Origin of the sequence: Amycolatopsis sp. NPDC026612, from assembly GCF_040638285.1 — a bacterium.
In the GTDB taxonomy this organism is placed as follows: domain Bacteria; phylum Actinomycetota; class Actinomycetes; order Mycobacteriales; family Pseudonocardiaceae; genus Amycolatopsis.
In genome coordinates this window covers 117,738-141,994 of record NZ_JBEZYB010000004.1, presented here as the reverse complement: position 1 = coordinate 141,994, position 24,257 = coordinate 117,738, and the positions used below count along the sequence as shown (strand labels likewise).

Below are 24,257 nucleotides of genomic sequence, written 5' to 3'. Positions count from 1 at the left end.
ACCACCTGCTAACTTTCTTTTGCATGTGGAGCACGCCGTGACGGAGCCGACCGGGGACCAGCTCCTGCGGCAGCTGGGCGCGCTCGGCAACCCGCACCGGCTGCGGATCGTCGCAGCGCTGCTCGCCGAACGCACCTACGTCAGCAAGCTGGCCCGCGAACTGCGGATCAGCCGCGCGCTGCTGCAGGTGCACCTGCGCAAGCTGGAAGCCGCGGGCCTGGTCACCGCCAGCTTCGAGATCGGCGAGGACGGCAAAACGCTGCGGTTCTACGAGCTCACCCCGTTCTCCGTCGTGCTGACGCCGAAGACGATCTCGGCCGCCGTGCCGACGTTGACCACACCGGACTCCGTTCACGGAAACGCGGACGGCGAGGAAGGACGGACATGAACTGGCACCAGTGGCAGGAGATCATCGGCGTGACCGGGGTCTTCGTCCTGATCACCGTCGTGCTGTCGATCGCGATCGTGCAGCTGGCTTCGACCTGGCGCGCGAAAGCCACGCTGGCGAGGGAACACGAATACCGTTCCCTCGCCGAGAAAGCCGTCCGGACGCAGGAAGAAACCGAACAGCGGCTGCGGGACGTCCAGGACCGCCTGCGGTCCATCGAACGCGTGCTCAAGGAGGTCGACTGAGCCGTATCAACCGGGGCTCCGCCACCCGGAAACCCCCGAAACGCAGTTGAGGCCCTGGGTCGCCGAGCGGCAACTCGGCGACCCAGGAGGAAGCAGCAACCACCTCGCCCGGAGGCGAGTTCTCATCGGATCACTCCTTCACGGAAGGACTTTAGTTCATGCTGCCTGCAGGCACCCCGGCTCACCGGCGGGGGCCGGTGGTCGAACGCGTCACGAACTGGTCGCTGCGGCACCGCGCCGCCGCGATCCTCGGCTGGCTGGCGCTCGTCGCGCTGGCCTGGGCCGTCGGCACGTTCGCCCCCGGCACCGACGCACGATCGAGCCCGGCCGGCGACGCCGGGACCGGCCAAGCCGTCCTCGACCGCCAAGCCACCCGCGAACCCTTCTGGGAGAACGTCCTCGTTCAGCCCCTCTCCCGAGCGGCCACGGCCGACCTGGTGGCGACCTTGACGACGTCGGGCGCGGCCGCGGACATCCGCTCCCCGCTCGACGATCCGGCCCAGGTGTCCGCCGACGGCCGGTCGGGCCTGGTCACCTTCCGGCTCACCGGCACCGGCGCCGAAGTCCGGTCCCGGCTCGCGACGGCGACCGTGGCCGTCGACGCGGTCGCCGCCCGGCACGCGAGCGTCCGCCTGGCGCAGGCCGGCGACCTCAGCGTGTCCGGCGCGGTCGACAAGAGCATCAAGGACGACATCGGACGTTCGGAGGCCCGCTCGCTGCCGCTGACCGTGCTGATCCTGCTGGTGGTGTTCGGCTCACTGGTCGCCGCCGCGGTCCCGGTCCTGCTGGCGGGCACCGCGGTGGTCGCGACGTTCGGCTTCCTGTCCGTTGTGGACAACTGGATCCCGGTCAACAGCGCGACTTCCGCGATCACGCTCCTGATCGGGATGGCGGTCGGCGTCGACTACTCGCTGTTCTTCCTGCGCCGCACCCGGGAGGAACGCGCCCACGGCGTCGACGAGTCGATCCGGATCGCCGCGCGGACGTCGGGGCACGTGATCGTCGTGTCGGGACTGACCGTCGTGCTGTGCGTCACCGGCCTGCTGTTCACCGGGCTCGACAACCTGCGCGGCCTGACCGTGGGCACGATCCTGGTCGTCGGCTTGGCCGTCCTGGCCGCGGTGACGGTGCTGCCCGCGACGCTCTCCCTGCTCGGCCACCGCGTCGACCGCGGCCGGATCCCGTGGCTGGGCCGGCGCCGGACGCGGTCGGAGTTCTGGGCCACCATGGCGAACACCGTCACCCGGCGGCCCGCGCTCTGGAGCGGGCTCGCCACCGCGCTGCTGGTGCTGCTCGCCCTGCCCGCGCTGGGGATCCGGCTGCAGGACCCGGCGCCGACCGAGAGCCTGCCGCGCAGCATCCCGGTGATCGACGCGGCCGCGCGCGTCCAGGAAGCGTTTCCCGGTCTCACGATGCCCGCGCACGTCGTCCTGTGGAACACCCGTGGTGGTGCGGTCGACACGCCCGCGCTGCGGCGGGCCATCGGCGAACTCACCGCGGAAGTACCGCACCCGGCCGTCGTCGTCCCGGTGGACCGGGCGCTCGTCGTCCGGATCCCGCTCGGCGGCACCGGCAACGACGAAGCGGCGAGCCGCACGCTCACGACGTTGCGCGAAACCCTGTTGCCGCAAACGGTCGGGCGGATCGACGGCGTCGGGTACGCGGTGGCGGGCCGGACCGCCGAGGCACACGACTTCACGACGCAGGTGCTCGCCCGGGCGCCTTACACCTTCGGGTTCATCCTGCTGCTCGCGTTCGCGCTGCTGCTCGTGGTGTTCCGCTCGGTCGTGGTACCGGTGGTGTCGATCCTGCTCAACCTGCTGTCGGCCGGTGCGGCCTACGGCGTGCTCACCCTCGTGTTCCAAAACGGCTTTCTCGCGCCAGTCCTGGGTTTCACGCCCTACGGCGGGGTGCTCGGCTGGCTGCCGATGTTCCTCTTCGTGCTGCTGTTCGGGTTGAGCACCGACTACCACGTGTTCATCCTCAGCCGGATCCGCGAACGGCGGCGGCCGGGGGTGCCGGCCCGGGAGGCGATCGTCGAAGGCGTCGCGAGCAGTTCCGGCGTGGTGACGAGCGCCGCGCTGATCATGACCGGGGTGTTCAGCATTTTCCTGAGCCTCGCCGCGATCGAGTACAAGATGCTCGGCCTCGGCATGGCGTTCGCGATCCTGCTCGACGCGACGATCGTCCGGGGCGTGCTGCTGCCCGCCGCGCTCGCGCTGGCCGGCGAGCGCCTCTGGCCCGCGCAAGCTGTAGCAACCCTTAAAGATCCATCCAGTACTTTTCACTTGTCCTGACGGATCTTCTTGGGCACCGTTGATCTCATGAACGGTGGACGGGGCGCCTCGGCGCGCATAGTGGTTCTGGCCCTGCTGTGGGGGTCGGGCTTCCTGTGGATCAAGCTGGCCCTGACCGGGCTGAGCCCCGTCCACCTCACCCTCGTCCGCTGCGCCCTCGGCGCGCTGACGCTGCTGGTCATGGCGTTCGCGGCCCGGCAGCGGCTCCCGCGGGGCCGCGCGGTCTGGGCCCGGCTGATCGTCGCCGCGTTCTTCTGCAACGCGCTGCCGTTCGCCCTGTTCGGCATCGGGGAAAGCACCGTCGACTCCGGGATCGCCGGCGTCATGAACGCCACCACCCCGTTGTGGTCGCTCCTGATCGGCGTCGCACTCGGCACGGAACGGCGGCTCACCCCCGCCCGGCTGCTCGGGCTGGTCCTCGGCTTCGCCGGCATCGTGGTGATCTTCGCGCCGTGGCAGCGGTCGGGCCTGCTGAGCGCGGGCGCGCTGGCCCTGCTCGGCGCCGGCCTCAGCTACGCGATCGCGTTCGCTTACATGGCCCGGAAACTGCCGCCGGACGGTGCTCCGCTCGCGCTCTCGGCGGCGCAGCTGATGACCGCCACCGCACTGACCGCCCTGGCACTGCCGGTCGCGTCCACGGCACCGCACCTGACCCTGACCGCCGTCGTCGCGGTGACCATCCTGGGCGTCTTCGGGACCGGGATCACGTTCTACCTCAACTACCGGCTGCTCACGGACGAAGGTCCGACCGCCGCCGCGACCGTCGGCTACCTGCTGCCGGTGGTCTCGGTCGCACTCGGCGCGCTCTTCCTCGGCGAACCGCTTTCCCCGCGGGTCGTCGGTGGCATGGTGGTCGTGCTGGCCGCGGTCGCCCTGACCCGGTGGCAGCCTCAGGTGCCGGCGAACTGCCCGGCGAGCTCGGCCGGCGGCCTGGCGACCCCGAAGTAGTCGCCCGTCGCCAGCTCGGCGCCGGCCGACCGCCACCAGTTCGCCTGGTCCTCGGTGTGGATCCCGTCGACGACGAGGGTCGCGCCGACCTGCCGGACCAGCGGGACCAGAGCACCGAGGAACGTCGAGTCCGACCACGCCTGCCACTCGGCGAGCCGCCGGTCGACGCGGACGATGTCCACCGGCAGGTCCTCGATCGCCCGCAGATCGTCCGGGCCCAGCCCGAACTCGTCGAGCATGACGCGGACGCCGAGGTCGGCCAGCGCGGTGACGTTCTCGATGACGCCGGGCACCGACAGCGCCCCGGCCGGGACACCGAGCATCAGCTGAGCGGGCGGCAGGCCGATGTCCCCCAGCAGCCGCGTCACGCGCGTGCCGAGCGCGTCGTCCGACACCTGGTTCCCGGTCAGGCCGGCGATCATCGGGAGGCCGAAGCCCGCGCGCTGCCGCCACCATTCGCCCTGACGGCCCGCCGCGCGCAGCAGCCAGTCCCCGAGCGGCAGCACCAGCCCGGTCGACTCGGCGAGCTCCACGCAGCACTCGTGCGAAAGCGCCGTGTCGTCCGGCCGGTTCCAGTGCAGGCGCGCTTCGATGCCGGCCGGTTCGCCGTCCGTCAGCCGGGCCATCGGCCGGTACCGCACGCCGATCTCGCCGTGTTCCCAGGCCCCGGCCATGCCGACGGCCAGCGCCTGCGTCCGCCGGTCGTGGGCGTCGGCCTCCCGGTCGAACATCTTCCACTGGCCGCGCCGCCGCGCCTTGGCGCGCCGCAGCGTCTGGTCCGCTTGGCGCAGCAGCTCCGCCGGGTCGATCCCCTTCGCCGGCCGGTGCACCACCCCGGCGCTGGCCGACAGCGCGAGCCCGTGCCCTTCGACGAAGAACGGTTCGGCGAGCTCGTCGTTGATCGCGTGCACGATGGCGTCGATGTCGGGCGTCGACGCCGTGTTCTCGACCAGGATGCCGAACTCGTCGCTGTGGAACCGCGCGATCATGGCGTTCTCGTGGGCCATCACCGCCTTGAGCCGCTGCGCGAAGTGCACCAGCAGCTGCTCGCCGACCCGGCGGCCCAGGCTGTTGCAGACCATGCCGAACGCGTCGAGGTCGACGTGGAGCAGCGTGACGCCGTACGCCGGGTCGGCGCGCCGCAGCGCCGTCTCCAGGTACGTGCCGAAGTACTGGCGGTTCGGCAGCCCGGTGAGGACGTCGTGCAGCGCCTGGCGGCTCAGCTCGCCCTGCAGCAGCATCAGCTCGGTGCCGTCCTCGATCACGACGACGAAGTGGGCGGGCCGGTCTTCGGCGTCGCGCAGCAGCGACGCGGTGAGCGAGCTGCGGACGACGTCGCCGTCCTCGCGCAGCAGCCGCTGCGACTGCCGGATCCGGTCCTTGCCGTCGTCGAGGAGTCCCTGCATCGCTTCGCGGAGGACTTCGACGGACTCGGGGTGGACGACGTCGTACAGCACCGAACCGGTCAGCGCGCCGGACGGGCGCCCGAGCATCTCGGCCAGCGCCGCGTTGGCCCGCACGATCCGCCCGTCGAGGGCGACGACCGCGATGCCGCTCGCCGACGACGTCACCACCTCGTCGAAGCGCGCTTCGCTCTGCCTGAGGTTCCACTGGGCGTCCCGCACCGCCTTGAGCAGCGACAGGTGCATGATCTCCTGCTGGTCGAGGACACTGCGCTCGTGCGCGAGCAGGAAACAGCAGGACAGCGCGCCCAGCGCCGCCACGACCCGGTCGGCGACGCGGTCCACCGCCTGGAGTTCGGGCAGCGCGGGCAGGCCCTTCCCGAGGACGTCGAGCGTGCACCGCAGCCCGGGCTCGCCGACGTAGCCGAGCGCGACCAGCCGTGCGCCGATCCGCTCGGCCGGGGCCAGGTCCGCCGACGTGCAGCGCAGGGACTCGCACAGCTCGTCGAGCAAGCCGCGGAGCTCCGCGTCGAGCTCCTCCCGGCTCAGCGACACGACGGTCACCCCGCCGAGCAGGTAGGCCCACTTCCGGGCGAGCACGGTCCGCCCGCGCTCCGGGTCCGGCACGGCGGGCTGGTCCGGCTGGTGGTCGATCATCGGCATCCCGGGTGTCCGCATCAGTTCTTGCGGCCGATTCCGGCGTAAACGAGCATGTTCATGGCGGCGGCACCGGCGATGTCCGCCGGACCCGACGGCCGCCATTCGCCGCAGCCGACCAATCCGGGGTCGACGATTTCGAATCCGGCGAAAAGCCGGGAAACCTCGGCGTGCGTTCGCAGGGTCACTTGATCGGGGCTCCGGCTTTCCTTGATCACTTCGGTCGCTTCTGCGAGGTTTTCGCCCTGGTGGTCGCCGGTGACGTGGGTGAGCGCCAGGAAACTGCCCGGCGCCAGCGCGTCGCGATAACGGCCGACGAGCTCGGACGGCCCGTGCTCGTCCGGGATCCAGTGCAGCATCAGCAGCATCAGCAGGCCCACCGGCTCGTCGAGGTCGAGCAATCCGCGGAGCTCCGGCGAATCGAGGATCTTCTCCGGATCCCGCATGTCGGCGTGCACGACGGCCGCGCGATCGTTGCTCGCGAGCATCAATTCGCTGTGCGCGACCGCCACCGGGTCGTGGTCGACGTACACCACCCGGCAGTCCGGGTGCTGAGCTTGGGCGACCTCGTGGACGTTCCCCACCGTCGGGATGCCGGAACCGATGTCGAGGAACTGCCGGATCCCCTGGCCGGCCAGGTACCGCACCGCGCGCCCGAGGAACGCGCGGCTGACGCGCGCGGACTCTCGCAGGCCGGGCATCACGCGTTCGATCTCGTCGCCCACCGCGCGATCGACGGCGAAGTTGTGCCCGCCACCGAGCATGAAGTCGTAAGTGCGAGCGATGCTCGGCACGGATATATCGACACCCGGGGGAACCCATTCCGGTGATCGGGTCACGAAGAACACCTTCTCAGTCTGTCGGACGGAAAGAGCTTAGCGATTCCCCGCGGTTCGGCTACTGGGCCATCCGCGTGAGCGCACACCACCCGATCGGGCACTGTCCCACTCCCCCGGACAGGCCTACCGTAGGCCGTCTCCTTGGGAAATCCACACAATGGCGCAACGAGGGGTCCGCATGAGCGTCCCGGTGGCACCGGGCCGGTGGCCTTTTCTCGGGCACACCCCGGCACTGCTGCGGCACCGCTTCGCATTCACAGACGCATTGCCCGAGCACGGCGAGATCGTGAAAATCTATCTCGGTCCCGCGCCCGTCTACTTCGTCGGCAGCCCGCGATTGGTGCACGAAGTGCTGGTCAACGAGGGTCCGAAGTTCCGCAAGGGCGCCATGTTCGACAAGTTCCGGCCGTTCGTCGGAAATGGCTTGGTGCTTTCGAACGGGGACTTCCACCTGCAGCAGCGACGGCTGATGCAGCCGGCGTTCCACCGCGATCGCCTGACCGCCTACGCGGAGATCATGCAGCGCGCGGCGGCGGACCTGAGCGGCACGTGGCGAGCCGGTGAAGTGCGGAAGATCGACGAGGACCTGCAGGGCCTCGCCGTGACGATCGTCGGCGAAGCGCTGTTTTCCACCGAACTGGGAAAAGAGGCGATCGCCGAAGCCCGCCGGTCGATTTACCTGATCATCCAGCAGGGAATGATTCGCGCGTTGTCACCGAAGTTCGTCGAGAAGCTCCCGGTGCCCGGAAACCGCCGGTTCGACCAGGCCATCGCCCGGATGCAGGGGATCGTCATCGAAGTCATTCGCGACTGGCGGCGCGAAGGCACCGACCGCGGCGATCTGCTTTCGACGTTGCTGCTGGCCGGCATGACCGACGAGCAGGCGCGGGACGAGGTGCTCACGCTGCTCACCGCCGGCATCGAGACGACGGCGCTGGCGCTGGCCTGGACGTTCCACGAGCTCGGCAGGCACCCGGAGATCGAGGCGCGCGTGCACGCCGAGGTCGACGAAGTGCTGGGCGGCCGTCCGGTCACCGTCGACGACCTGGCCCGGCTGACCTATGTCCGGCAGGTGGTCGACGAGGTGCTCCGGCTGTACCCGCTGTGGATGCTGATGCGCCGGACCCTGACCGACGTCGACCTCGGCGGGGTGCGGCTGCCCGAAGGCGCCGAGGTGATCGTCAGCCCGCACGCGCTCCACCACGATCCCGCGTCGTTCGACGACCCGGACCGGTTCGATCCCGGCCGCTGGGCGCCGGAGCGGGCCGCGGCGGTGCCGAAGGGCGCGTTCATCCCGTTCGGGGCGGGCACCCGGCAGTGCATCGGGAACCGCTTCGCCCAGAACGAAATCGTCATCACGGTGGCCACGGTGGCCGCGCGGTGGCGGCTGGTCCCGGTACCGGGCCGGCCGGTGCGCGTGCAGTTCACCTCGGCCGCCTACCCCGACAGCCTGCCGATGACGGCAGTCCCCCGCTAGCTGGAGGTCGTTCCCCCGTGTTCCGTGTTCGTCTTTGTGCTGCCGTTTTTCTTTTGCTGGCCGTGTTTCTCACCCCGGCCCCGGCCGGTGCCGCGACAACTTGCGAGGACCTGTCCGTCCCGGTCACGGTGGCCCTGCTCCCGCAGACGATGCACGGCCGCCTGTGCGCGCCGCCCGGGGCGTCGACGGTCGTGGTCCTTATCCCCGGCGGCACGTACAACGCGTCCTACTGGGACATCGGCTACACACCGGAGATCCGGTCGTTCCGCCTGGCGATGAACAAGGCGGGGGTCGCGACGCTGGCCCTCGACCGCCTCGGCACGGGTGCGAGCTCGAAGCCGCTGAGCACGCTGCTGAGCGCGTCGGTCCAGGCGACGGCGGCGCACCAGGTCATCCAGTCGATCCGCCCCCGCTTCGCGAAGGTGATCGTCGGCGGCCACTCGATCGGCGCAGCGATGGCGATGATCGAGGCGGGCAACCACCGCGACGTCGACGGCGTGCTGGTCACCGGCATGACGCACCGGATGAACCTGGTGACGGTGGTCCCGGTGCTGGCCAACATGATCCCGGCCCCGCTGGACCCGGCCCTGGCTCCCCGCGGCCTCGACGCGGGCTACCTGACCACGAACCCGGGCACGCGCTACACGGCCTTCCACACCCCCGGCCCCCTCGACGCGGGCGCGATCGCCTACGACGAGTCCACAAAGGACGTCTTCGCGGCCACCGAAGCGGTCGACAGCCTGACCCTGACCACGGTGCTCACCCCGGCATCCCAGCAGATCACGGCCCCGGTCCTGCTGGTGGTGGGCAACGACCCGCACTTCTGCGGCACACTGGGCAGCGACTGCTCGTCCCCGGAAGCACTGCGCGCATCGGAGGCGCCCTTCTTCGGGACGACGGCACTGCGGACGTACATCCTCAACGGCTACGGCCACGCGATCAACTACGCCCCGAACGCACCGCTGTACTTCGGGGTCGTGACCGACTGGCTGAAGACCCTATAGCACCACCGGTCCCGTCGTGCGCGTTCTCACGGCCTCGTCCCCGGGTCCTGCGACGGATCGGCGTACATGGGCGGGCAACCGTGTTCGACGGCTTCGGGACGCAGTTCGTAGTGCCAGGGTTCGTTGCGGTAGATCTGGCACAACCCGTACCGGGCACCGTGCTCGGACAGCCACGCCCGGGCTTCGGCCGGTCCGATGTCGACCGCTTGCCCCCGCACGTGGGCGGACCGGTCCGCGGTGGTCACCCAGCGGGCGGCTTCCGCTTCCGAGCCGTGCTTCGCGATGCCCTGACGCCGGAGCTGTTCCTGGTACTGCCAGGAGCGCCAGCCACCGTTGACGACGAAGGTCACCCCGTCGGCCGCGGCGTCCGCCGCGGCCCGGCGCAGGGCGTCGAGCAGATCGGGATCGAGGTTGGCGACGGCCGGAGCTTCGGCGAAGACCGGCAGGCCGTCCGGGACAGCGCCGTGTTCCTTGCCGAGGACGCGCGAGGACGTGCGTTGGCTGGAAGTCATGTCCGCAGTCAAGGCAGCGTGGTGTTGCCGTCCCGTACGTGGTTTCCGATATGCGGCCGATATGCGCCGGCTCGTACCATCGGGATGGTGCGTGTCTTGATCGTCGAGGACGAACCCTATCTGGCCGACGCCATCCGCGATGGCCTCCGGCTGGAAGCGATCGCGGCGGACACGGCGGGCGACGGGGACACCGCGCTGGAACTGCTGAGCATCAACACCTACGACATCGCCGTCCTCGACCGCGACATCCCCGGCCCGTCCGGTGACGAGATCGCCCGGCGCATCGTCGCCTCCGGCAGCGGCATGCCGATCCTGATGCTCACCGCGGCCGACCGGCTCGACGACAAGGCCACCGGGTTCGGGCTCGGCGCCGACGACTACCTCACGAAGCCGTTCGAACTCCGGGAACTCGTGCTCCGGCTCCGGGCCCTCGACCGCAGGCGCGCCCACAACCGGCCACCGGTGCACGAGATCGCCGGCCTGCGGCTGGATCCGTTCCGCCGCGAGGTCTACCGCGACGGCCGGTACGTGGCGCTGACGAGGAAGCAGTTCGCTGTGCTCGAAGTCCTCGTCGCGGCCGAAGGCGGGGTGATCAGCGCCGAAGAACTGCTGGAGCGGGCGTGGGACGAGAACGCGGACCCGTTCACCAACGCCGTGCGGATCACGGTTTCGGTGCTGCGCAAGCGCCTCGGCGAACCCGGGATCATCGCCACCGTTCCCGGTGTCGGCTACCGCATCGACACCGGGGGTGCGGGCCGTGGATAGGGAACCCGGGTTGAGCGCCCGCCTGAAACTCACCCTCAGCTACGCCGGCTTCGTCGTGCTGGCGGGAACCTTGCTGCTGGCGGCCGTGCTGGTGTTCTACCTGTACTTCCTGCCCGACGGCTGGATCCGCACCGAGGGCAACTTCATGATCAGCCGATCGGTCCTCGTCCGCGGCTTCGCTCCGTTCATCGCCGTCGTGCTGGTCTTCCTGGCCGCCTTCGGGCTACTGGGCGGCTGGCTCCTGGCCGGCCGGATGCTCGCCCCGCTGACGCACATCACCGACGCCACGCGCATCGCCGCCAACGGGTCGCTCTCGCACCGCATCCGGCTGCCGGGCCGCACCGACGAATTCCGCGAACTCGCCGACGCCTTCGACACCATGCTCGCGCGGCTGGAGGCGCACGTCGGCGAACAACGGCGGTTCGCCGCCAACGCCTCCCACGAACTGCGCACCCCGCTGGCGATCACGCAGACCCTCCTCGACGTCGCCCGCAGCGATCCGGAGCGCGCGACCGGCGAGCTCGACGAACGCCTCCGCGTCGTCAACGCCCGGGCGATCGAACTCACCGAAGCCCTGCTGCTGCTCAGCCGCGCCGAACAACGGTCCTTCAGCCGGGACCAGGTCGACTTGTCCCTGATCGCGGAAGAAGCCGCCGAAACGCTCCTGCCCCTCGCCGAAAGACAGGGTGTCACCGTCGAGACGTCCGGCGAGGCCGCTCCCACCACCGGCTCGGCCGCGCTCCTGCTGCAGCTGACGACGAACCTCGTGCACAACGCGATCCTCCACAACCTGCCGGAGCGGGGCGCGGTGTGGGTCACGACCGGCGGTCACGCCGGAACGGTGGTGCTCACCGTCGAGAACACCGGCGAACACCTCGCTGAGGCCCTGGTCGCCACGCTCGCCGAACCCTTTCAGCGCGGCACCGAGCGCATCCGCACCGGCCACGAGGGTGTCGGTCTGGGCCTGGCCATCGTCAAGAGCATCACCCACGCCCACGACGGCACCCTCACCCTCACGCCCCGCCCGGCCGGCGGCCTCCGCGTCACGGTCCGGCTGGCCGCCGCCCCTCGATCACGGTGAGCACGTGCCCGGCCAGGACGACGCCGGCATCCGGGGCACCGGCCGCCGCCGCACGGGCCGACATCGCCGCCAGCCGCCCCGGATCGGTGAGCACCGGAACCAGCGCGGTCTCGATCCAGGCCGGGCCGAGGTCGGCGTCGCCGACGAGCAGCGCCCCACCGGCCGCGACGACGGGTTCGGCGTTCAGCCGCTGCTCACCGCCCCGCAGCGGCAGCGGAACGTACGCGGCAGGCAGCCCGACGGCGGCCAGTTCGGCGCACGTCATCGCCCCGGACCGGCAGATCACGAAGTCGGCCGCGGCGTAGGCGTACCGCATCTCGTGGACGTACGGCGTGACGACGTAGGGCGGATCGCCGTCCGGCACGGCGACGACGTGCCGCGGCCCGGTGATGTGCAGCACCTGCACGCCGTTCGCCCGCAACGCGGCGGCGGCACCGGACACGGCGACGTTGATCGTCCGGGCGCCCTGGGAACCACCGGTGACCAGCAGGACCGGTCCGCCGGAGCGGAGCCCGAACCGCTGCCGGGCGGCGTCGCGCAGCCCGGACCGGTCGAGCCCGGTGATCGACGGCCGCAGCGGGATCCCGATGGCAGTGGCGTGCGCCAGCCGCACACCGGGTCCGGCGGTGAACACGTGGGTGGTCATCCGGGCCGCCACCCGGTTGGCCACTCCCGGCCGGGCATTGGCCTCGTGGACGACGATCGGCAGGCCCCGCTTGCGGGCGGCGAGGTAGGCGGACGCGGCCACGTAGCCGCCGAAGCCGACCACGATCTCGGCCCGGACGCGGTCGAGCACGGCCCCGGCCGCCAGCACCGACTCGCGGAGCTTCCCCGGCGTCCGCAGCAGGGCCCCGTCCGGCTTGCGGGGCAGCGGCACCGGCGGGATGAGTTCGAGCGGGTAGCCGCGGGCCGGGATGAGCGCGGTGTCCAGGCCGTGGACGGTGCCGAGCGCGGTGATTTCGGCGGTGGGATCCAGCCGGCGCACCGCGTCGGCGAAGTTCATCGCGGGCTCGATGTGCCCGGCCGAATGACCACCGGCGACGACCACGCGGCTACGCGACGGGGAAGTCAAAGTAGCTGTCCGGGTACGGCTCGTTCTTCAGGCTGTAGTGCCACCACTCGCGTTCGTACGCCTCGAACCCGCAGTCCTCCATGACGGACCGGAGAGACCGGCGGTTCTCGGTTTCGGTTCGCGAAATCCCCCGTGCACCGTGGTGCGAGATCGGATCCATCAGATCGTGGCCACCTCCCATGGCGGCCAGCTCACCGGTGTCCAGGTGGTACAGGGTCAGGTCGACGGTGCTGCCCCGGCTGTGGCCGGACCTGGCCGCCACGTAGCCCCGGGCGAACATTGCGGCCCGGTCCATGTTCGGGTGGTGCCAGAGCTTCGTCCGGCCGTCCTCCGGCTGGTCCACCCAGCGCAGGAAGCAGTCGACGGCGCGCTGGGGGCGGTAGCCGTCCCACAGGAGCAAGCCGAAGCCGCGGGACGCGGCTTTCTCCTGCACTTCCGCCAGGGCGGCGCACAAGGTCCTGGTGCCGGCGATCCGATTGACGAGGTAGCCGTCCACCGGTTTGCCGGTGAAGTTGTCCCAGGTGGCGTACTTGGCGTCCCAGCGGATCCCCGGCACCAGCTCGTCCACGAAGGCGAAGTCGTCGTTCATCGGGCGCTTCCGGTCAGGGCCAGTGACACGACCCGGTCGATCAGCTCGGTGAGCGGCACCCCCGCGGCGGCCATCATCCTGGGGTAGCGGCTGTAGGAGGTCAGGCCGGGCAAGGTGTTGACCTCGTTGAGGACCACGGTGCCGTCCTCCTTGAGGAACATGTCCACCCTGGCCAGTCCCCGGCACCCCAGAGCGCGGTAGATGGCCTTCGCCGTCTCCTGGACGCGCACGCGGGTGTCCGCGGAAAGGTCGGCGGGGACGATGGGCGTCGAGTTCTCGGAACCGCTTTCGGGGGCGTCCTCCTGGTGGATCCGGAAGAAGCCGTGCGACAGCGCGATCCGGTCCACCTCGCCGGCGAACAGCTCCAGCTCGTTGCCGAGGATCGCGCACCCGACCTCGCGGCCGTCGACGGCCGCTTCGATCAGCACCTTCGAGTCGTACCGCGCCGCGGCTTCGACCGCACCCGCCAGTTCGTCCCGGCCGGACACCTTGCTGACGCCGAAGGACGAACCCGAACGGGCCGGCTTCACGAAGACGGGATAGGTGACCGAGTCCGGGTCGACGGCCTCGTTCACCAGCACGGTCCGGAAGCCCGGCGTGGCGATGCCCGCGCTTCCGGCAACGACGTAGGCGAGCGACTTGTCCATGCACAGAGCGGAACCGGGGATGTCGCAGCCCGCGTAGGGGATCCCGGAGAGCTCCAGCAAGCCCTGCAGCGCCCCGTCTTCGCCGAACCTGCCGTGCAGCACGGGCAGCACCACGTCCAGGCCGATCGTTTCGTACTTCCCGTCGTCCAGGACCAGCAAGCCGGGGAGTCCTCTGTCCGGCGACAGCACGGCCGGACGGCCATCGTCTTCCCAGCCCGCGCCGGGGCCGTCACAGAGCTTCCAGGCGCCGTCCTTCGTGATCCCGAGCCAGAACGGTTCGTACTTCCCGGCATCGAGGTGCGCCGCGACCTCTTGCGCGGACTTCACGGAGACGGGGTGCTCTTCGGAACAACCCCCGAAGACGATTCCGACCTTGACCCTATTCATGACGCTCCCCGTTTTCGAATTTCAGGCAGTTGACGATGGAGTTTTCGACGGTGTCGCTCAGCGCGTGGTCCGTGTAGTAGGCGGTGTGCGGGCTGATGAGCACGTTCGGAAGCTTCTGCAGCCGCGGCAACAGGTCGTTTTCGAGGGGTTTGTCCCGGCAATCGGCGTAGAACACGCCCTCCTCCCCTTCGAGGACGTCCAACGCGGCCCCGCCCAACGCACCGCTTTCCAGCGCCGAGACGAGCGCATCGGTGTCGAGCAGGGGGCCGCGTCCGGTGTTGACGACGAACGCTCCGGGCTTCATCCGCTCGATGCGACGACGGTCCAGGAGATGGTGGGTGTCGGCGTCGAGTGGCGTGTGGAGCGTGACGATGTCGCTCAGCCGCAGCAGTTCGTCAAGCGAAACGTAGTCGACATCGAGGCGGGGACGGCTGTCGTAAGCCACCACGCGGGAGCCGAAGCCGCGCAGCCTCTCGATGACGGCGGCGCCGATGCGTCCCGTTCCGAGCACGCCGACGGTGAGGTCGCGCAGTTCCTTCCCCCGCACCTCGTTCAGCCGGTAGTCGTGCTCATCAGCCCGGCGGAGGACGGATTTGGCGTCTCGTACCACCATCAACATCAGCATCAGCGTGTAGTCGGCCACGCTGTCCGGCGAATAGGCGACGTTCCCGACGGAAATACCGGTAGCCCGCGCGTATTCGATGTCGATGTGGTCGTATCCGACGCTCCGCGTGGAGACATACGCCACGCCGACGCGACTGAGCGCGAAAAGCGCGGAATTCGGCACCGGAGTCTTGTGGCCGACGCTGACGCACCGATTTCCTGCTGCCAGTTCGGCGTTGGCCTCGGAGACGGCCGCGTCCGTGATGATCGGCGTCACGCCGAAGCGAGGCGCCAGATCCCGGAACAGCACAGCCTCGTCGGGCTCGCACCCGTAGATCGTCATCCCCACCGCCATGCCGCCCAGTCAAGGCCGCACGGCGTTGCCGGCACGTATGCGCTTTTCGATACGCCGAGGATAAGTTACCGGTCAGTAATAGTCTGCGTCTTCGGCAACCCCTTCCACGGCAACTACGACTCGGCCAAGACCGCCGTGAAGCCCCCGCCCACTGCTCGTTCCCCAACGCCATGGCGGGCGGACGCGCAGTGGATTCCCCAAGCCACAACGCGGACAGCAGCTCGTCGTCGGCAGGGCACCCGGCTTCGTCACGCCGCCGGCCGGCTATCCCCCGCCAGCCGAGCCTGCGGCACTTCACAGACTATGTCCTCGGCCCTCGGCGGCAAGTATTCCGGCGTGCTCATCGGCCCCGCCAAAGGCACTCGTCACCTTGGATCTTGAACCGAGTGTCCGATTTTGCGAACGCGTGTGGCACGGAAGCGGAAGCTGTCCTGCCGAACCTCTTCGTAGGTGAACTCGACCTCGTCACCGGCTTCCAGGGCTTTGAAGCCGTCCATGTCGATCACGCTGAAGTGAACCCACGCGTCCAAGCCCTCCGGCAGCTCGGGCGAGGCAATCGCCCCCCAGCCCTTGTCGGCTTTGAAGAACTTCACGGTGCCGTGCGCCATCCAGCCAGGATGGCGGGCACCCACGGGTGGGGCAACCGAGTTTGGGCGCGTGGCCCGTACCGGACCGAGGTCTGCCGCTGCTATCACGGCGACGAAAAAGGCCGCCCACTCTACTGTGGACGGCCTTTGACATGCTGTGGAGCTGAGGGGAATCGAACCCCTGACCTTCTCGATGCGAACGAGACGCGCTACCAACTGCGCTACAGCCCCTTGGTTGTGCTCGTAGAGCTTAGCAGCGCCCTACGAGCACAACGCGCAGGGGGGTCACTCCCCGACCGCGCGCCGATAAGGGCCGGTCCCGGGCTCGTCGAGCTCTTCGAACGCCGGGTCTTCGTCGTCGAGGTCGACGACGACCGCACTGCGGCGGACGCGGGATGTCGGGGACGGGCGCCGCTCGACCACCTCGCGGTGGACCGGCTCGACGACCTCGACGTCCTCGCGGTCCTCGTCGATCGACACCGAAGCCGGCACGGAAGCCGACTCCGACGGCGCGGGAGAAGACTGGCGGCGGGGCGCGCGGGTGCTGTTGAAGCGGGCGAGCCGGCGCTGCCGGATCTCCTCCTCGATGCGCACCTGGCGGCGCAGGTACACGAGGTACCCGACGAGCACGACATCGATCGCGCCGTGGCCCCACCAGGCCAGCGGGAAGAGGAATCCGGCGACGGCCGCGGTGCCGACCGCGATCACGAGCAGGATGAGGACGATGCGCTGCCGGAAGCCGTACTTCGCGCGAGCCGCCATCTCGGCGGCTTCGGGGTCGAACCCGCCCCGGCCGGGCCGGTAGCCCGCTCGGTCGCGTTCCGCCCGCGAGCCGCGTTCGGCCCGCGAGCCGCGTTCCGGCTGCGGGAGCGGCTCCGGCTCGGAGTCCGGCTCGTCGAGGTCCTCGTCGAGGTCCTCGTCGAGTTCGGCCTCCAGCTCAGCGAGGTCGTCCTCCACCGAGGGCCGGGACTTCCCTGTGTCGTCGGACATGGCGAATTCCTCCCGGTCTTCGTTGCGTCCACTGCGCACGACCCTGGCCGCGAGCGCCGAGTCGGTCGTTCTCGCGACCTGCTGCCGCCGTCGCGCGACCATGGGCACGAGTACGACGAGCCATGCCGCGGCGAGCGCGACGATGATCACGGAGCTGGGCATCTCCCGTCACCTCCCCCGATCCTTCCACCACGAATCACGTTAGTCACAGGAGTAACAGATCGGGCGGAGACTCGCCGGGTTCGATCACGGAAAAGGCTCACCGGATTAGGTGAAACTCACAGCATGTGGTAACGCAGCTACTGACCCGGGTGGGTAATCACGTTCAGGCGTACTCGGCGCGGCCCGCCGCGACGAGCCGCGACACCAGCCCGGCCCCGGTTTCCTCACGCGTGACGGCGTAGCAGTAGTGGTCCCGCCAAGCGCCCGCGACGTCGAGGTAGCGCTGGAACAGTCCCTCTTGCCGGTAGCCGGCCTTGGTGAGAACTCGCAGGCTGGCGGTGTTTTCCGGGCGCACGGTGGCCTCCAGCCGGTGCAGCCCGGCCGGGCCGAAGGCGTGGTCGGTGACGAGCGCGACGGCGGCCGTCGCCACCCCGCCGCGGACCACCTCGGACGACACCCAGTAGCCGATCCAGGCCGACCGCAGCGACGCCCGGATGACGTTACCCACAGTGATCTGCCCCGCGAGATGACCGTCCAGGGTGATGGTGAACGGCAGGCACTGACCACGGCGAGCGAGCGAACGCAACGCCGCCCACTGCGATGGCCACGACCAGAAGGCGTTGCGTTCGGGCCACGGTCCGACACCGGTGGGTTCCCACATTTCGAGGTGCGCGCGGTCCCGGAGCCGGATCCGGCTCCACTCGCCGGCGTCGCGCAGCCGGACCGGCCGGATCGCGACCTCACCCGCGGGCACTCGCAGCGGACCGAGCCGGGCCGGCCAGCCCGGGTGCCGGCTTTCGACCGGATAGGACACGCCCGACACGGAGTTCCTCAGGCCCGTTGCGCCAGGAAGGTGACCTGGACCTGGTCGCCCGCGGGCACCTCGGTCAGTTCCTCCGGCACGTTGATCAGGCAGTTCGCTTCGGCCAGCGACGCGAGCAGGTGCGCCCCGGACTGGCCGAGCGGCTGGACCAGGTACTCGCCGTTGGCCTCGTCGCGTAGCAGCTGGCCGCGGAGGAAGCCGCGCCTGCCCTCGGTCGAGGTGATCGGCGACAGCAGCCGCGCGCCGACGATCCGCCGGTGCGGGTTGCGGGTCCCGCGCGCCGCCCGGATCAGCGGCCGCACCAGCACCTCGAACACCACCAGCGCGCTCATCGGGTTGCCCGGGATGAGGAACGTCGGCACCGAGTCGGGGCCGAGCCTGCCGAACCCCTGCACCGAGCCGGGGTGCATCGCGACCCGCGTCATGTCGATCCGGCCGAGGTCGGACAGCGCGGCGTGGACCTCGTCCCCGGTGGCTCCCCCGGCGCCCCCCGCGACCACGACGATCTCCGACATCAGCAGCCGGCCCTCGACGACCTCCCGCAGCCGCTTCGGCTCACTCGGCACGATGCCGACCCGGCTGACCTCGGCACCCGCGTCCCGGGCGGCCGCGGACAGCGCGTAGGAGTTGACGTCGTAGACCTGTCCCACCGACGGCGTCCGGTCGACGTCGACCAGCTCGTCGCCAACGGACACGATCGACACCCGCGGTCGCGGGTAGACGAGGACCTTCGCCCGGCCGACCGCGGCCAGCAGGCCCACCTGCGCCGAGCCGATCGTGTCGCCGCGGCGCACCGCGACGTCTCCGATCTGGACGTCCTCGCCCGCGCGCCGCACGTACCCCGCCGACGGCACCGAGCGGTGCACCGTGACCTTGGCCTGGTGCCCGTCGGTGTAGGCGAGCGGCACGACCGCGTCGGCCAGCGTCGGCAGCGGCGCGCCGGTGTCGACCCGGACGGCTTGACCGGGCTGGAGCCGCCGCGGCTGGCGCGAGCCCGCCGCGATCTCGCCGACGACCGGCAGCTGCACCGGCTCCTGCCCGGCGGCGCGGACGTCGACGCTGCGCACCGCGTACCCGTCGATCGCGGCCTGGTCGAACCCGGGCAGCGCGTGCTCGGCGACCACCTCCTCGGCGCAGAGCAGCCCCTGGGCCTCGGAGATCGCCACGCGCACCGGCTGAGGCCGGACGGCAGCGTCCAAGGTCATCGAGATCTGCGCGTCGACCGAGCGCAGCTCGGCCTCGTCCCCGGCCACCTCGGGCCGCGCCGCGTCGAGGGATTCCGTCATGGGCGCTCTGTCCCGATCCGTTCCGTCAGCCACGCCCGTAAAGATGGACCGTACTCGGGCGTTTCAAGCGCGAAATCGACCGCGGCGCGCAGGAAACCACCCGGATTCCCCAGGTCGTGGCGTCCGCCGCGGTGAACGACGACGTGCACGGGGTGTCCTTCGGTGATCAGCAGCGCGACCGCGTCGGTCAGCTGCAGCTCCCCACCGCTGCCCGGGGTGATCCGCTTGAGCGCGTCGAAGATCGCCCGGTCGAGCAGGTACCGCCCGGCCGCGGCGTAGGTCGACGGCGCGTCTTCCGGCTTCGGCTTCTCGACCATCCCGTGCACGCGCTTGACGTCTTCGTCGTCGGTGTCGGTGACGTCGAAAACGCCGTACGGGGAGATCTCGGCCTTCGGGATGTCGAACGCGCAGAGCACGCTGCCGCCGTACTGGGCACGGACCGCGCTCATCCGCTCGAGCACGCCGGTGGGCAGCACCAGGTCGTCCGGGAGCAGCACGGCGACGGCCTCGTCGTCGGGTGTCAGGTTTGACTCGGCCTGCGCGACGGCGTGGCCGAGACCGAGCGCCTGCTCCTGGATGGCGGTCTCCACCGCGAGCAGCGCGGGACCGCGGCGGACTTTGGCGAGCAGCTCGGTCTTGCCCTTGGCCTCGAGGTTCTCCTCCAGCTCCGGCTGGGCCTCGAAATACTTGACGACAGCTTCCTTGCCCGGCGAAGTCACGATGACCAGGCGTTGCGCACCGGCGGCGGCGGCCTCGGCCGCGACCAGCTCGATCCCCGGGGTGTCGACCACCGGCAGGAGTTCCTTGGGCACGGCCTTCGTCGCCGGGAGGAACCGTGTCCCGAGGCCGGCGGCAGGCACGATGGCGGTTCTGAACGTCTGGGTGGTTGCGGCGCCCGTCATGGGCGCAGAGCCTAACGTGAGGTCATGCACGCGCTGGGCAATGAGCACCTGAGCAAGGCGGAGTGGCGTGACCGGGTGACGCGCGCACGAGCGGAGCAGGCAGCCGAATCGCACGCCCGGGAGGCTTCGGCGCTGGTCAGTGCGGTGTCGAAGGTCACAGCGGGCACGGTGTGCGCGTACCTGCCGTTCGGCACCGAGCCGGGCACGACGACCCTCGTCGACGCGCTGGCAGCCGGTGGTGCGCGCGTCCTGCTACCCGTCATCCGGCCGGAGCCGGGTCCGCTCGACTGGGCCGAGTACACGGGCGAGGCCGATCTCGTGCCCAGCCGGTTCCGCGGCATCCGCGAGCCGGGCGGGAAACGGCTGGGTACCGACGCCGTGGGGGCGGCGGAGCTGGTCCTGGTGCCCGCGCTGGCCGTGGACCGCCGGGGCATCCGCCTCGGGCGCGGCGCCGGCCACTACGATCGCTCGCTGGTCTTCGCCGCGGCCGGCGTCCCGCTGCTGGCCGTCGTCCGCGACGAAGAGCTGGTCGAACGACTGCCCGGTGAGGCGCACGACGTGCGCATGACCGGGGCCTTGACGCCGGGTCGGGGCGTGGTCGAGCTGGCGATGTGAGCAACGAGGAATTGCTTTCGGGGAATGCTTTCAAGCACAATTGGGTTGGCACTCTGGTCGGATGAGTGCCAGCAAAGGAGCCGTCAGTGCCTACGTACCAGTACGCCTGCAAAGAATGCGACCACCGGTTCGAAGCCGTGCAGTCGTTCTCGGACCCCAGCCTGACCGTCTGCCCGCAGTGCTCCGGGGTGCTGCGCAAGGTCTTCAGCTCGGTCGGAGTCGTCTTCAAGGGCAGCGGTTTCTACCGCACGGACTCGCGCGACGCGAGCAAGGCGGCCACCACGGCGACGCCGGCGAAGACCGAGACCAAGACGGAGTCGAAGCCGGACACGAGCTCGACATCGTCCTCGACGGGTACGACGAAAACGGCCGCCGCGGCGTCCTGACCCGGCGAGTTATCCACAACACCCCGGTTGTCCACAGATGCCGGACGTGGCCCTTCCGGCGGCCCGTCCGGCTTCCCTAACGTCGATCTCGTGCGGCACACCGCCGCACTCGATCCGGCCGAGGGGGCCCTGTGGACATCCTGTCGAAGCTCCACCCACCCGATCTCACCCGGCTGCAGAGCCGGCGGGCGCGGCTGCTCCGCCGCTGGCTCGCTGCCGCTCTGGTGCTGACCGGTGCCCTGCTGCTCGTCCACCCCGGCTCCGCGCGGGGCGCGCCGACGGCTCCGGCCGTCGTGGCGGCGCACGACCTTCCTTCCGGCGCGAGCCTGCGCGCCGCCGACGTCCAGCTGGCCGAACTCCCCGACGAAGCACGGCCCGAGGGCGCGCTGACCTCTCTCGACGCCGTGGACGGGCGTCTGCTGGCGGGCGCCGTCCGTGCCGGCGAACCGCTGACCGACGTCCGGCTGGCCACGGCCGCCGCCCCGGGTGAGCCCGGTACGGCGACGGTGCCGATCAGGCTGGCCGACGCCGCCGTTGCCGAGCTGCTGCGGCCGGGGCAGCGCGTGGACGTCGTCGCGGCATCGGAGCCGGGAGCGCCCGCGTCCGTGCTGGCCGGCGGCGCGACGGTCGTGACAGCCGGACATCAGGACCCGGCTCCACCCGCGATCGGCCGGACCGACAAGGGACCGCTGGTGCTGCTCCGGCTCCCGGAAGCGATCGCGACGAGGCTGGCGGCGATTTCACTGGAGCGTCCGGTAACGGTTACTCTCCGCTAGCCCGCGCCCGCCGAGACGGGCTGAGGCGTCCCCGTCCCGGTTCGTGAGGAGTACCAGTGTTCAAAGGCTTCAAAGACTTCCTGATGCGCGGCAACGTCGTCGACCTCGCCGTCGCGGTGGTCATCGGCTCGGCGTTCACGACCATCGTCACGGCGTTCACCAACGGCCTCATCAAGCCGCTGATCAACGCCATCGGCGGCACGGACGCCGCGAACGGCCTGGGGTACCAGATCTTCGCCAACAACAAGGGCACGTTCCTGGACTTCGGCGGCGTGATCAACGCGGCGATCAACTTCGTGCTGGTCGCGGCGGTCGTCTACTTCGTGATCGTGATGCCGGTCAAGAAGCTGCAGGAGCGGCGCAAGCGCGGCCAGGAGCCGGGGCCGTCGGAGCCGACGGACGTGGAACTGCTGATCGAGATCCGCGACCTGCTACGGGCCCAGTCGCAGGGCGGCAACGGCCGCGACTGACGCGGTCAGCGGTCGTGGTGCGGTGGCCGGTTCTCCCGGTACCAGTCGTCCGGGAGGCCGGTGCGCCGATCGGGATCGCGCTCATCGGAGGTCGTCTCGGGCAGGACGTCCCCGAAGATCTCATCGACCCGGCGGCGCTGCTCGCTGGTGGGGGGTTTCCGCTGTTCGCCCGGCATCCCCCCAGTGTGCCACGACGCGTTCTTTGACAACTCCAGAGCGAAGCCGGGGGTGGCGAAGTCTCCGCCACCCCCGCGATCCGCAACGCCGGATCAGACCTCTTCGAGGCCCGAAAGCTCGTCGATCACGTGCGGCACGAGGGAGGTCAGCGTCGCCATCCCGTCGCGGACCGCGGAGCGCGAGCCGGCGAGGTTGACGACGAGCGTGCTGCCCGAGACCCCGGCCAGTCCCCGGGAGATCCCGGCGTCGACCGCGCCGGCGGCCAGGCCGGACGCGCGGATGGCCTCGCTGATGCCCGGGATCGGGCGGTCGAGCACACCGGCGGTGGCGTCCGGGGTGCGGTCGCGCGGCAGCACCCCGGTGCCGCCGACGGTGATCACCAGGTCGGCGCCGCCGATCACGGCGGTGTTGAGCGCGTTGCGGATACCCGCGGTCTCGGCCTCGACGACCACGACACCGTCGACGATGAAGCCCGCTTCTTCGAGCAGCTCCGTGACCAGTGCGCCAGTGGTGTCCTCGTGCTCGCCGTGCGCCACGCGATCGTCCACGATGACCACGAGGGCCCGGCCCAGCCGTTGTGCACTCCGTTCCATGGCGCCCACCGTAGCCGGTTCCGGCGGCCCGGCGCCGGGAGGTGCCGGGTGAGTTCTGACGATTCGGTGACGTGACGTCGCGGGCTGCCGCGGTGCCGGGCGAACGCCCCTAGCGTGGCCGGTGTGCGCGTACTGGTCACCGGCGGAGCCGGGTTCATCGGGTCACACATCGCCGACCTCCTCGCCGACGGCGGCGCCGAGGTCGTGGTGCTGGACAACCTCCTGCCCACGGCCCACGGCTCCCGGACGCCGCCGCCGTACACCGGCAGGCACCGGTTCCTGCGCGGCGACGTCACCGACACCGAGATGGTGGCGGAGCTGCTGGACAGCGTCGACGCGGTCTGCCACCAGGCGGCGGTGGTCGGGCACGGGATCGACCCGTCGGACGCGCCGTCGTACGCCCTGCACAACAACTATGGCACGGCGGTGCTGCTGGCCGGGATGCACGCGGCCGGCGTCCGCAAGCTGGTACTGGCGTCGTCGATGGTCGTCTACGGCGAAGGCCGGTACGCGTGCCCGGACCACGGCGTGGTGGCGCCGTCGCCGCGGCGCTCGTCCGATGTGGACGCCGGCCGGTTCGAGCCGCGGTGCCCGGCCTGCGACGCGGAGCTGGCCTGGCAACTCGTGCCCGAAGACGCGCCGCTGAACCCCCGCAGCACGTACGCGGCGACGAAGCTGGCGCAGGAACACCTGGCCGGGGCCTGGGCCCGGCAGACGGGCGGCAGCGTGTGGGCGATGCGCTACCACAACGTCTACGGCCCGCGCATGCCCCAGAACACGCCGTACGCCGGGGTCGCGTCGCTCTTCCGCTCGGCTCTGGTGCGCGGCGAGGCCCCGCGGGTCCTGGAGGACGGCCGCCAGCAGCGCGATTTCGTCCACGTCCACGACGTGGCGAGGGCCAACGTCCTGGCGCTGCACACGGAAGGCCCGGCGGCCGAGATCACCCCCCTGAACATCTGCTCCGGCACCCCGCACACGGTGGGCGAGCTGGCCGAGGAACTGGCCCGGGCCTGCGCAGGCCCGGCACCGGAGGTGATCGGGGGCGCCCGCCCGGCCGACGTCCGGCACGTCGTCGCCGATCCGGCCCGCGCCCGCGAGCTGCTCGGGTTCACCGCGGAAATCGGCTTCGAGAAGGGCATCGCGGACTTCGCCACAGCGGAGCTGCGTGCCCCCGTCGCCACCCGTACAGATCAGTGAGAAGACGCGTACGCCGAGACGCTC

The 24,257-nt window shown here is 70.6% G+C and carries 27 protein-coding genes and 1 tRNA gene; 13 read left to right on the top strand and 15 right to left on the bottom strand.

What is annotated here, in order from left to right:
• Nucleotides 1-37 precede the first annotated feature (37 nt).
• The 4 genes from AB0F15_RS06205 to AB0F15_RS06190 all read left to right on the top strand — a co-directional run bounded on the left by AB0F15_RS06205 (nt 38) and on the right by AB0F15_RS06190 (nt 3,878).
• Nucleotides 38-388, top strand: a complete 351-nt coding sequence (locus tag AB0F15_RS06205) for a winged helix-turn-helix domain-containing protein (protein WP_360265986.1) — start codon at nt 38-40, stop codon at nt 386-388.
• The gene (locus AB0F15_RS06200; protein WP_360265983.1) at nt 385-633 is read left to right on the top strand and encodes a hypothetical protein; all 249 of its coding nucleotides are present in this window, start codon (nt 385-387) and stop codon (nt 631-633) included. Before AB0F15_RS06205 ends, AB0F15_RS06200 begins: the two co-directional genes overlap by 4 nt.
• 158 nt (nt 634-791) lie before the next feature.
• A complete protein-coding gene (locus AB0F15_RS06195; protein WP_360265980.1) occupies nt 792-2,930 on the top strand; it encodes an MMPL family transporter in 2,139 nt (712 codons plus the stop codon).
• A 27-nt stretch (nt 2,931-2,957) separates the two neighbouring features.
• Nucleotides 2,958-3,878, top strand: coding sequence for a DMT family transporter (locus AB0F15_RS06190; RefSeq protein ID WP_360265978.1), 921 nt, complete (start codon nt 2,958-2,960; stop codon nt 3,876-3,878).
• Here AB0F15_RS06190 and AB0F15_RS06185 read toward each other — a convergent pair.
• The gene (locus AB0F15_RS06185; RefSeq protein WP_360265975.1) at nt 3,821-5,959 is read right to left on the bottom strand and encodes an EAL domain-containing protein; all 2,139 of its coding nucleotides are present in this window, start codon (nt 5,957-5,959) and stop codon (nt 3,821-3,823) included. The two genes, AB0F15_RS06190 and AB0F15_RS06185, sit on opposite strands and share 58 nt — an antisense overlap.
• A complete protein-coding gene (locus AB0F15_RS06180) occupies nt 5,959-6,702 on the bottom strand; it encodes an SAM-dependent methyltransferase (RefSeq protein ID WP_360266382.1) in 744 nt (247 codons plus the stop codon). The genes AB0F15_RS06185 and AB0F15_RS06180 overlap by 1 nt, the downstream gene beginning before the upstream one ends.
• Nucleotides 6,703-6,955: 253 nt before the next feature.
• Between AB0F15_RS06180 and AB0F15_RS06175 the strand changes: the two genes are divergently transcribed.
• Together AB0F15_RS06175 and AB0F15_RS06170 are read left to right on the top strand one after the other, a co-directional pair.
• Entirely contained in the window at nt 6,956-8,254 is a 1,299-nt protein-coding gene (locus AB0F15_RS06175) for a cytochrome P450 (protein WP_360265972.1), read from the top strand.
• Between the two features lie 62 nt (nt 8,255-8,316).
• The gene (locus AB0F15_RS06170; RefSeq protein ID WP_360265970.1) at nt 8,317-9,258 is read left to right on the top strand and encodes an alpha/beta hydrolase; all 942 of its coding nucleotides are present in this window, start codon (nt 8,317-8,319) and stop codon (nt 9,256-9,258) included.
• A 26-nt stretch (nt 9,259-9,284) separates the two neighbouring features.
• Here the strand turns inward: AB0F15_RS06170 and AB0F15_RS06165 are convergent, their stop codons facing one another.
• Entirely contained in the window at nt 9,285-9,770 is a 486-nt protein-coding gene (locus AB0F15_RS06165; protein WP_360265968.1) for a D-alanyl-D-alanine carboxypeptidase family protein, read from the bottom strand.
• Between the two features lie 87 nt (nt 9,771-9,857).
• Between AB0F15_RS06165 and vanR-Sc the strand changes: the two genes are divergently transcribed.
• Nucleotides 9,858-10,535 (top strand): VanSc-type vancomycin resistance response regulator transcription factor VanR, encoded by a 678-nt coding sequence (gene vanR-Sc, locus AB0F15_RS06160; protein WP_360265965.1) that lies wholly within the window; start codon nt 9,858-9,860, stop codon nt 10,533-10,535.
• Between the two features lie 10 nt (nt 10,536-10,545).
• Nucleotides 10,546-11,616 (top strand): HAMP domain-containing sensor histidine kinase, encoded by a 1,071-nt coding sequence (locus tag AB0F15_RS06155; RefSeq protein ID WP_360265962.1) that lies wholly within the window; start codon nt 10,546-10,548, stop codon nt 11,614-11,616.
• Here the strand turns inward: AB0F15_RS06155 and AB0F15_RS06150 are convergent.
• The 10 genes from AB0F15_RS06150 to AB0F15_RS06105 form a co-directional block, all read right to left on the bottom strand.
• The gene (locus AB0F15_RS06150) at nt 11,579-12,664 is read right to left on the bottom strand and encodes a UDP-N-acetylglucosamine--N-acetylmuramyl-(pentapeptide) pyrophosphoryl-undecaprenol N-acetylglucosamine transferase (protein WP_360265959.1); all 1,086 of its coding nucleotides are present in this window, start codon (nt 12,662-12,664) and stop codon (nt 11,579-11,581) included. The genes AB0F15_RS06155 and AB0F15_RS06150 overlap by 38 nt on opposite strands.
• Nucleotides 12,665-12,668: 4 nt before the next feature.
• A complete protein-coding gene (gene vanX / locus AB0F15_RS06145; protein WP_360265956.1) occupies nt 12,669-13,277 on the bottom strand; it encodes a D-Ala-D-Ala dipeptidase VanX in 609 nt (202 codons plus the stop codon).
• Nucleotides 13,274-14,311 carry a D-alanine--(R)-lactate ligase gene (gene vanA, locus AB0F15_RS06140; RefSeq protein ID WP_360265954.1) on the bottom strand — a complete coding sequence of 346 codons (1,038 nt, stop codon included), beginning with the start codon at nt 14,309-14,311 and terminating at the stop codon, nt 13,274-13,276. Before vanA ends, vanX begins: the two co-directional genes overlap by 4 nt.
• Nucleotides 14,304-15,269: a D-lactate dehydrogenase VanH gene (gene vanH / locus AB0F15_RS06135; protein ID WP_360265951.1), complete on the bottom strand. Its 966-nt coding sequence runs from the start codon at nt 15,267-15,269 to the stop codon at nt 14,304-14,306. The genes vanA and vanH overlap by 8 nt, the downstream gene beginning before the upstream one ends.
• A 365-nt stretch (nt 15,270-15,634) precedes the next feature.
• Entirely contained in the window at nt 15,635-15,877 is a 243-nt protein-coding gene (locus tag AB0F15_RS06130) for a cold shock domain-containing protein (protein ID WP_360265949.1), read from the bottom strand.
• Between the two features lie 137 nt (nt 15,878-16,014).
• Nucleotides 16,015-16,087, bottom strand: a tRNA-Ala gene (locus tag AB0F15_RS06125).
• 54 nt (nt 16,088-16,141) lie between these two features.
• Nucleotides 16,142-17,008 (bottom strand): gephyrin-like molybdotransferase receptor GlpR, encoded by an 867-nt coding sequence (gene glpR, locus AB0F15_RS06120; protein ID WP_360265946.1) that lies wholly within the window; start codon nt 17,006-17,008, stop codon nt 16,142-16,144.
• A gap of 163 nt (nt 17,009-17,171) precedes the next feature.
• Entirely contained in the window at nt 17,172-17,843 is a 672-nt protein-coding gene (locus AB0F15_RS06115) for a GNAT family protein (protein ID WP_360266379.1), read from the bottom strand.
• Nucleotides 17,840-19,117 (bottom strand): gephyrin-like molybdotransferase Glp, encoded by a 1,278-nt coding sequence (gene glp, locus AB0F15_RS06110; RefSeq protein ID WP_360265943.1) that lies wholly within the window; start codon nt 19,115-19,117, stop codon nt 17,840-17,842. Before glp ends, AB0F15_RS06115 begins: the two co-directional genes overlap by 4 nt.
• A complete protein-coding gene (locus AB0F15_RS06105) occupies nt 19,114-20,019 on the bottom strand; it encodes a UTP--glucose-1-phosphate uridylyltransferase (RefSeq protein ID WP_360265940.1) in 906 nt (301 codons plus the stop codon). The genes glp and AB0F15_RS06105 overlap by 4 nt, the downstream gene beginning before the upstream one ends.
• Before the next feature lie 24 nt (nt 20,020-20,043).
• On the opposite strand from AB0F15_RS06105, the gene AB0F15_RS06100 reads away from it, so the two are divergent.
• The 4 genes from AB0F15_RS06100 to mscL all read left to right on the top strand — a co-directional run bounded on the left by AB0F15_RS06100 (nt 20,044) and on the right by mscL (nt 22,266).
• Nucleotides 20,044-20,634 carry a 5-formyltetrahydrofolate cyclo-ligase gene (locus tag AB0F15_RS06100; protein WP_360265937.1) on the top strand — a complete coding sequence of 197 codons (591 nt, stop codon included), beginning with the start codon at nt 20,044-20,046 and terminating at the stop codon, nt 20,632-20,634.
• A gap of 86 nt (nt 20,635-20,720) precedes the next feature.
• A complete protein-coding gene (locus AB0F15_RS06095; RefSeq protein ID WP_360265935.1) occupies nt 20,721-21,020 on the top strand; it encodes an FmdB family zinc ribbon protein in 300 nt (99 codons plus the stop codon).
• A 131-nt stretch (nt 21,021-21,151) separates the two neighbouring features.
• Complete coding sequence (locus AB0F15_RS06090) at nt 21,152-21,796, top strand: SAF domain-containing protein (RefSeq protein WP_360265932.1); 645 nt, start codon at nt 21,152-21,154, stop codon at nt 21,794-21,796.
• 56 nt (nt 21,797-21,852) lie between these two features.
• The gene (gene mscL / locus AB0F15_RS06085) at nt 21,853-22,266 is read left to right on the top strand and encodes a large-conductance mechanosensitive channel protein MscL (protein WP_360265929.1); all 414 of its coding nucleotides are present in this window, start codon (nt 21,853-21,855) and stop codon (nt 22,264-22,266) included.
• A 5-nt stretch (nt 22,267-22,271) separates the two neighbouring features.
• Here the strand turns inward: mscL and AB0F15_RS06080 are convergent, their stop codons facing one another.
• Together AB0F15_RS06080 and AB0F15_RS06075 are read right to left on the bottom strand one after the other, a co-directional pair.
• Nucleotides 22,272-22,442 (bottom strand): hypothetical protein, encoded by a 171-nt coding sequence (locus AB0F15_RS06080; RefSeq protein WP_360265926.1) that lies wholly within the window; start codon nt 22,440-22,442, stop codon nt 22,272-22,274.
• A gap of 93 nt (nt 22,443-22,535) precedes the next feature.
• Nucleotides 22,536-23,036, bottom strand: coding sequence for a molybdenum cofactor biosynthesis protein B (locus AB0F15_RS06075; RefSeq protein WP_360265923.1), 501 nt, complete (start codon nt 23,034-23,036; stop codon nt 22,536-22,538).
• 123 nt (nt 23,037-23,159) lie between these two features.
• Between AB0F15_RS06075 and AB0F15_RS06070 the strand changes: the two genes are divergently transcribed.
• The gene (locus tag AB0F15_RS06070) at nt 23,160-24,233 is read left to right on the top strand and encodes an NAD-dependent epimerase/dehydratase family protein (protein ID WP_360265920.1); all 1,074 of its coding nucleotides are present in this window, start codon (nt 23,160-23,162) and stop codon (nt 24,231-24,233) included.
• Nucleotides 24,234-24,257: the final 24 nt, after the last annotated feature.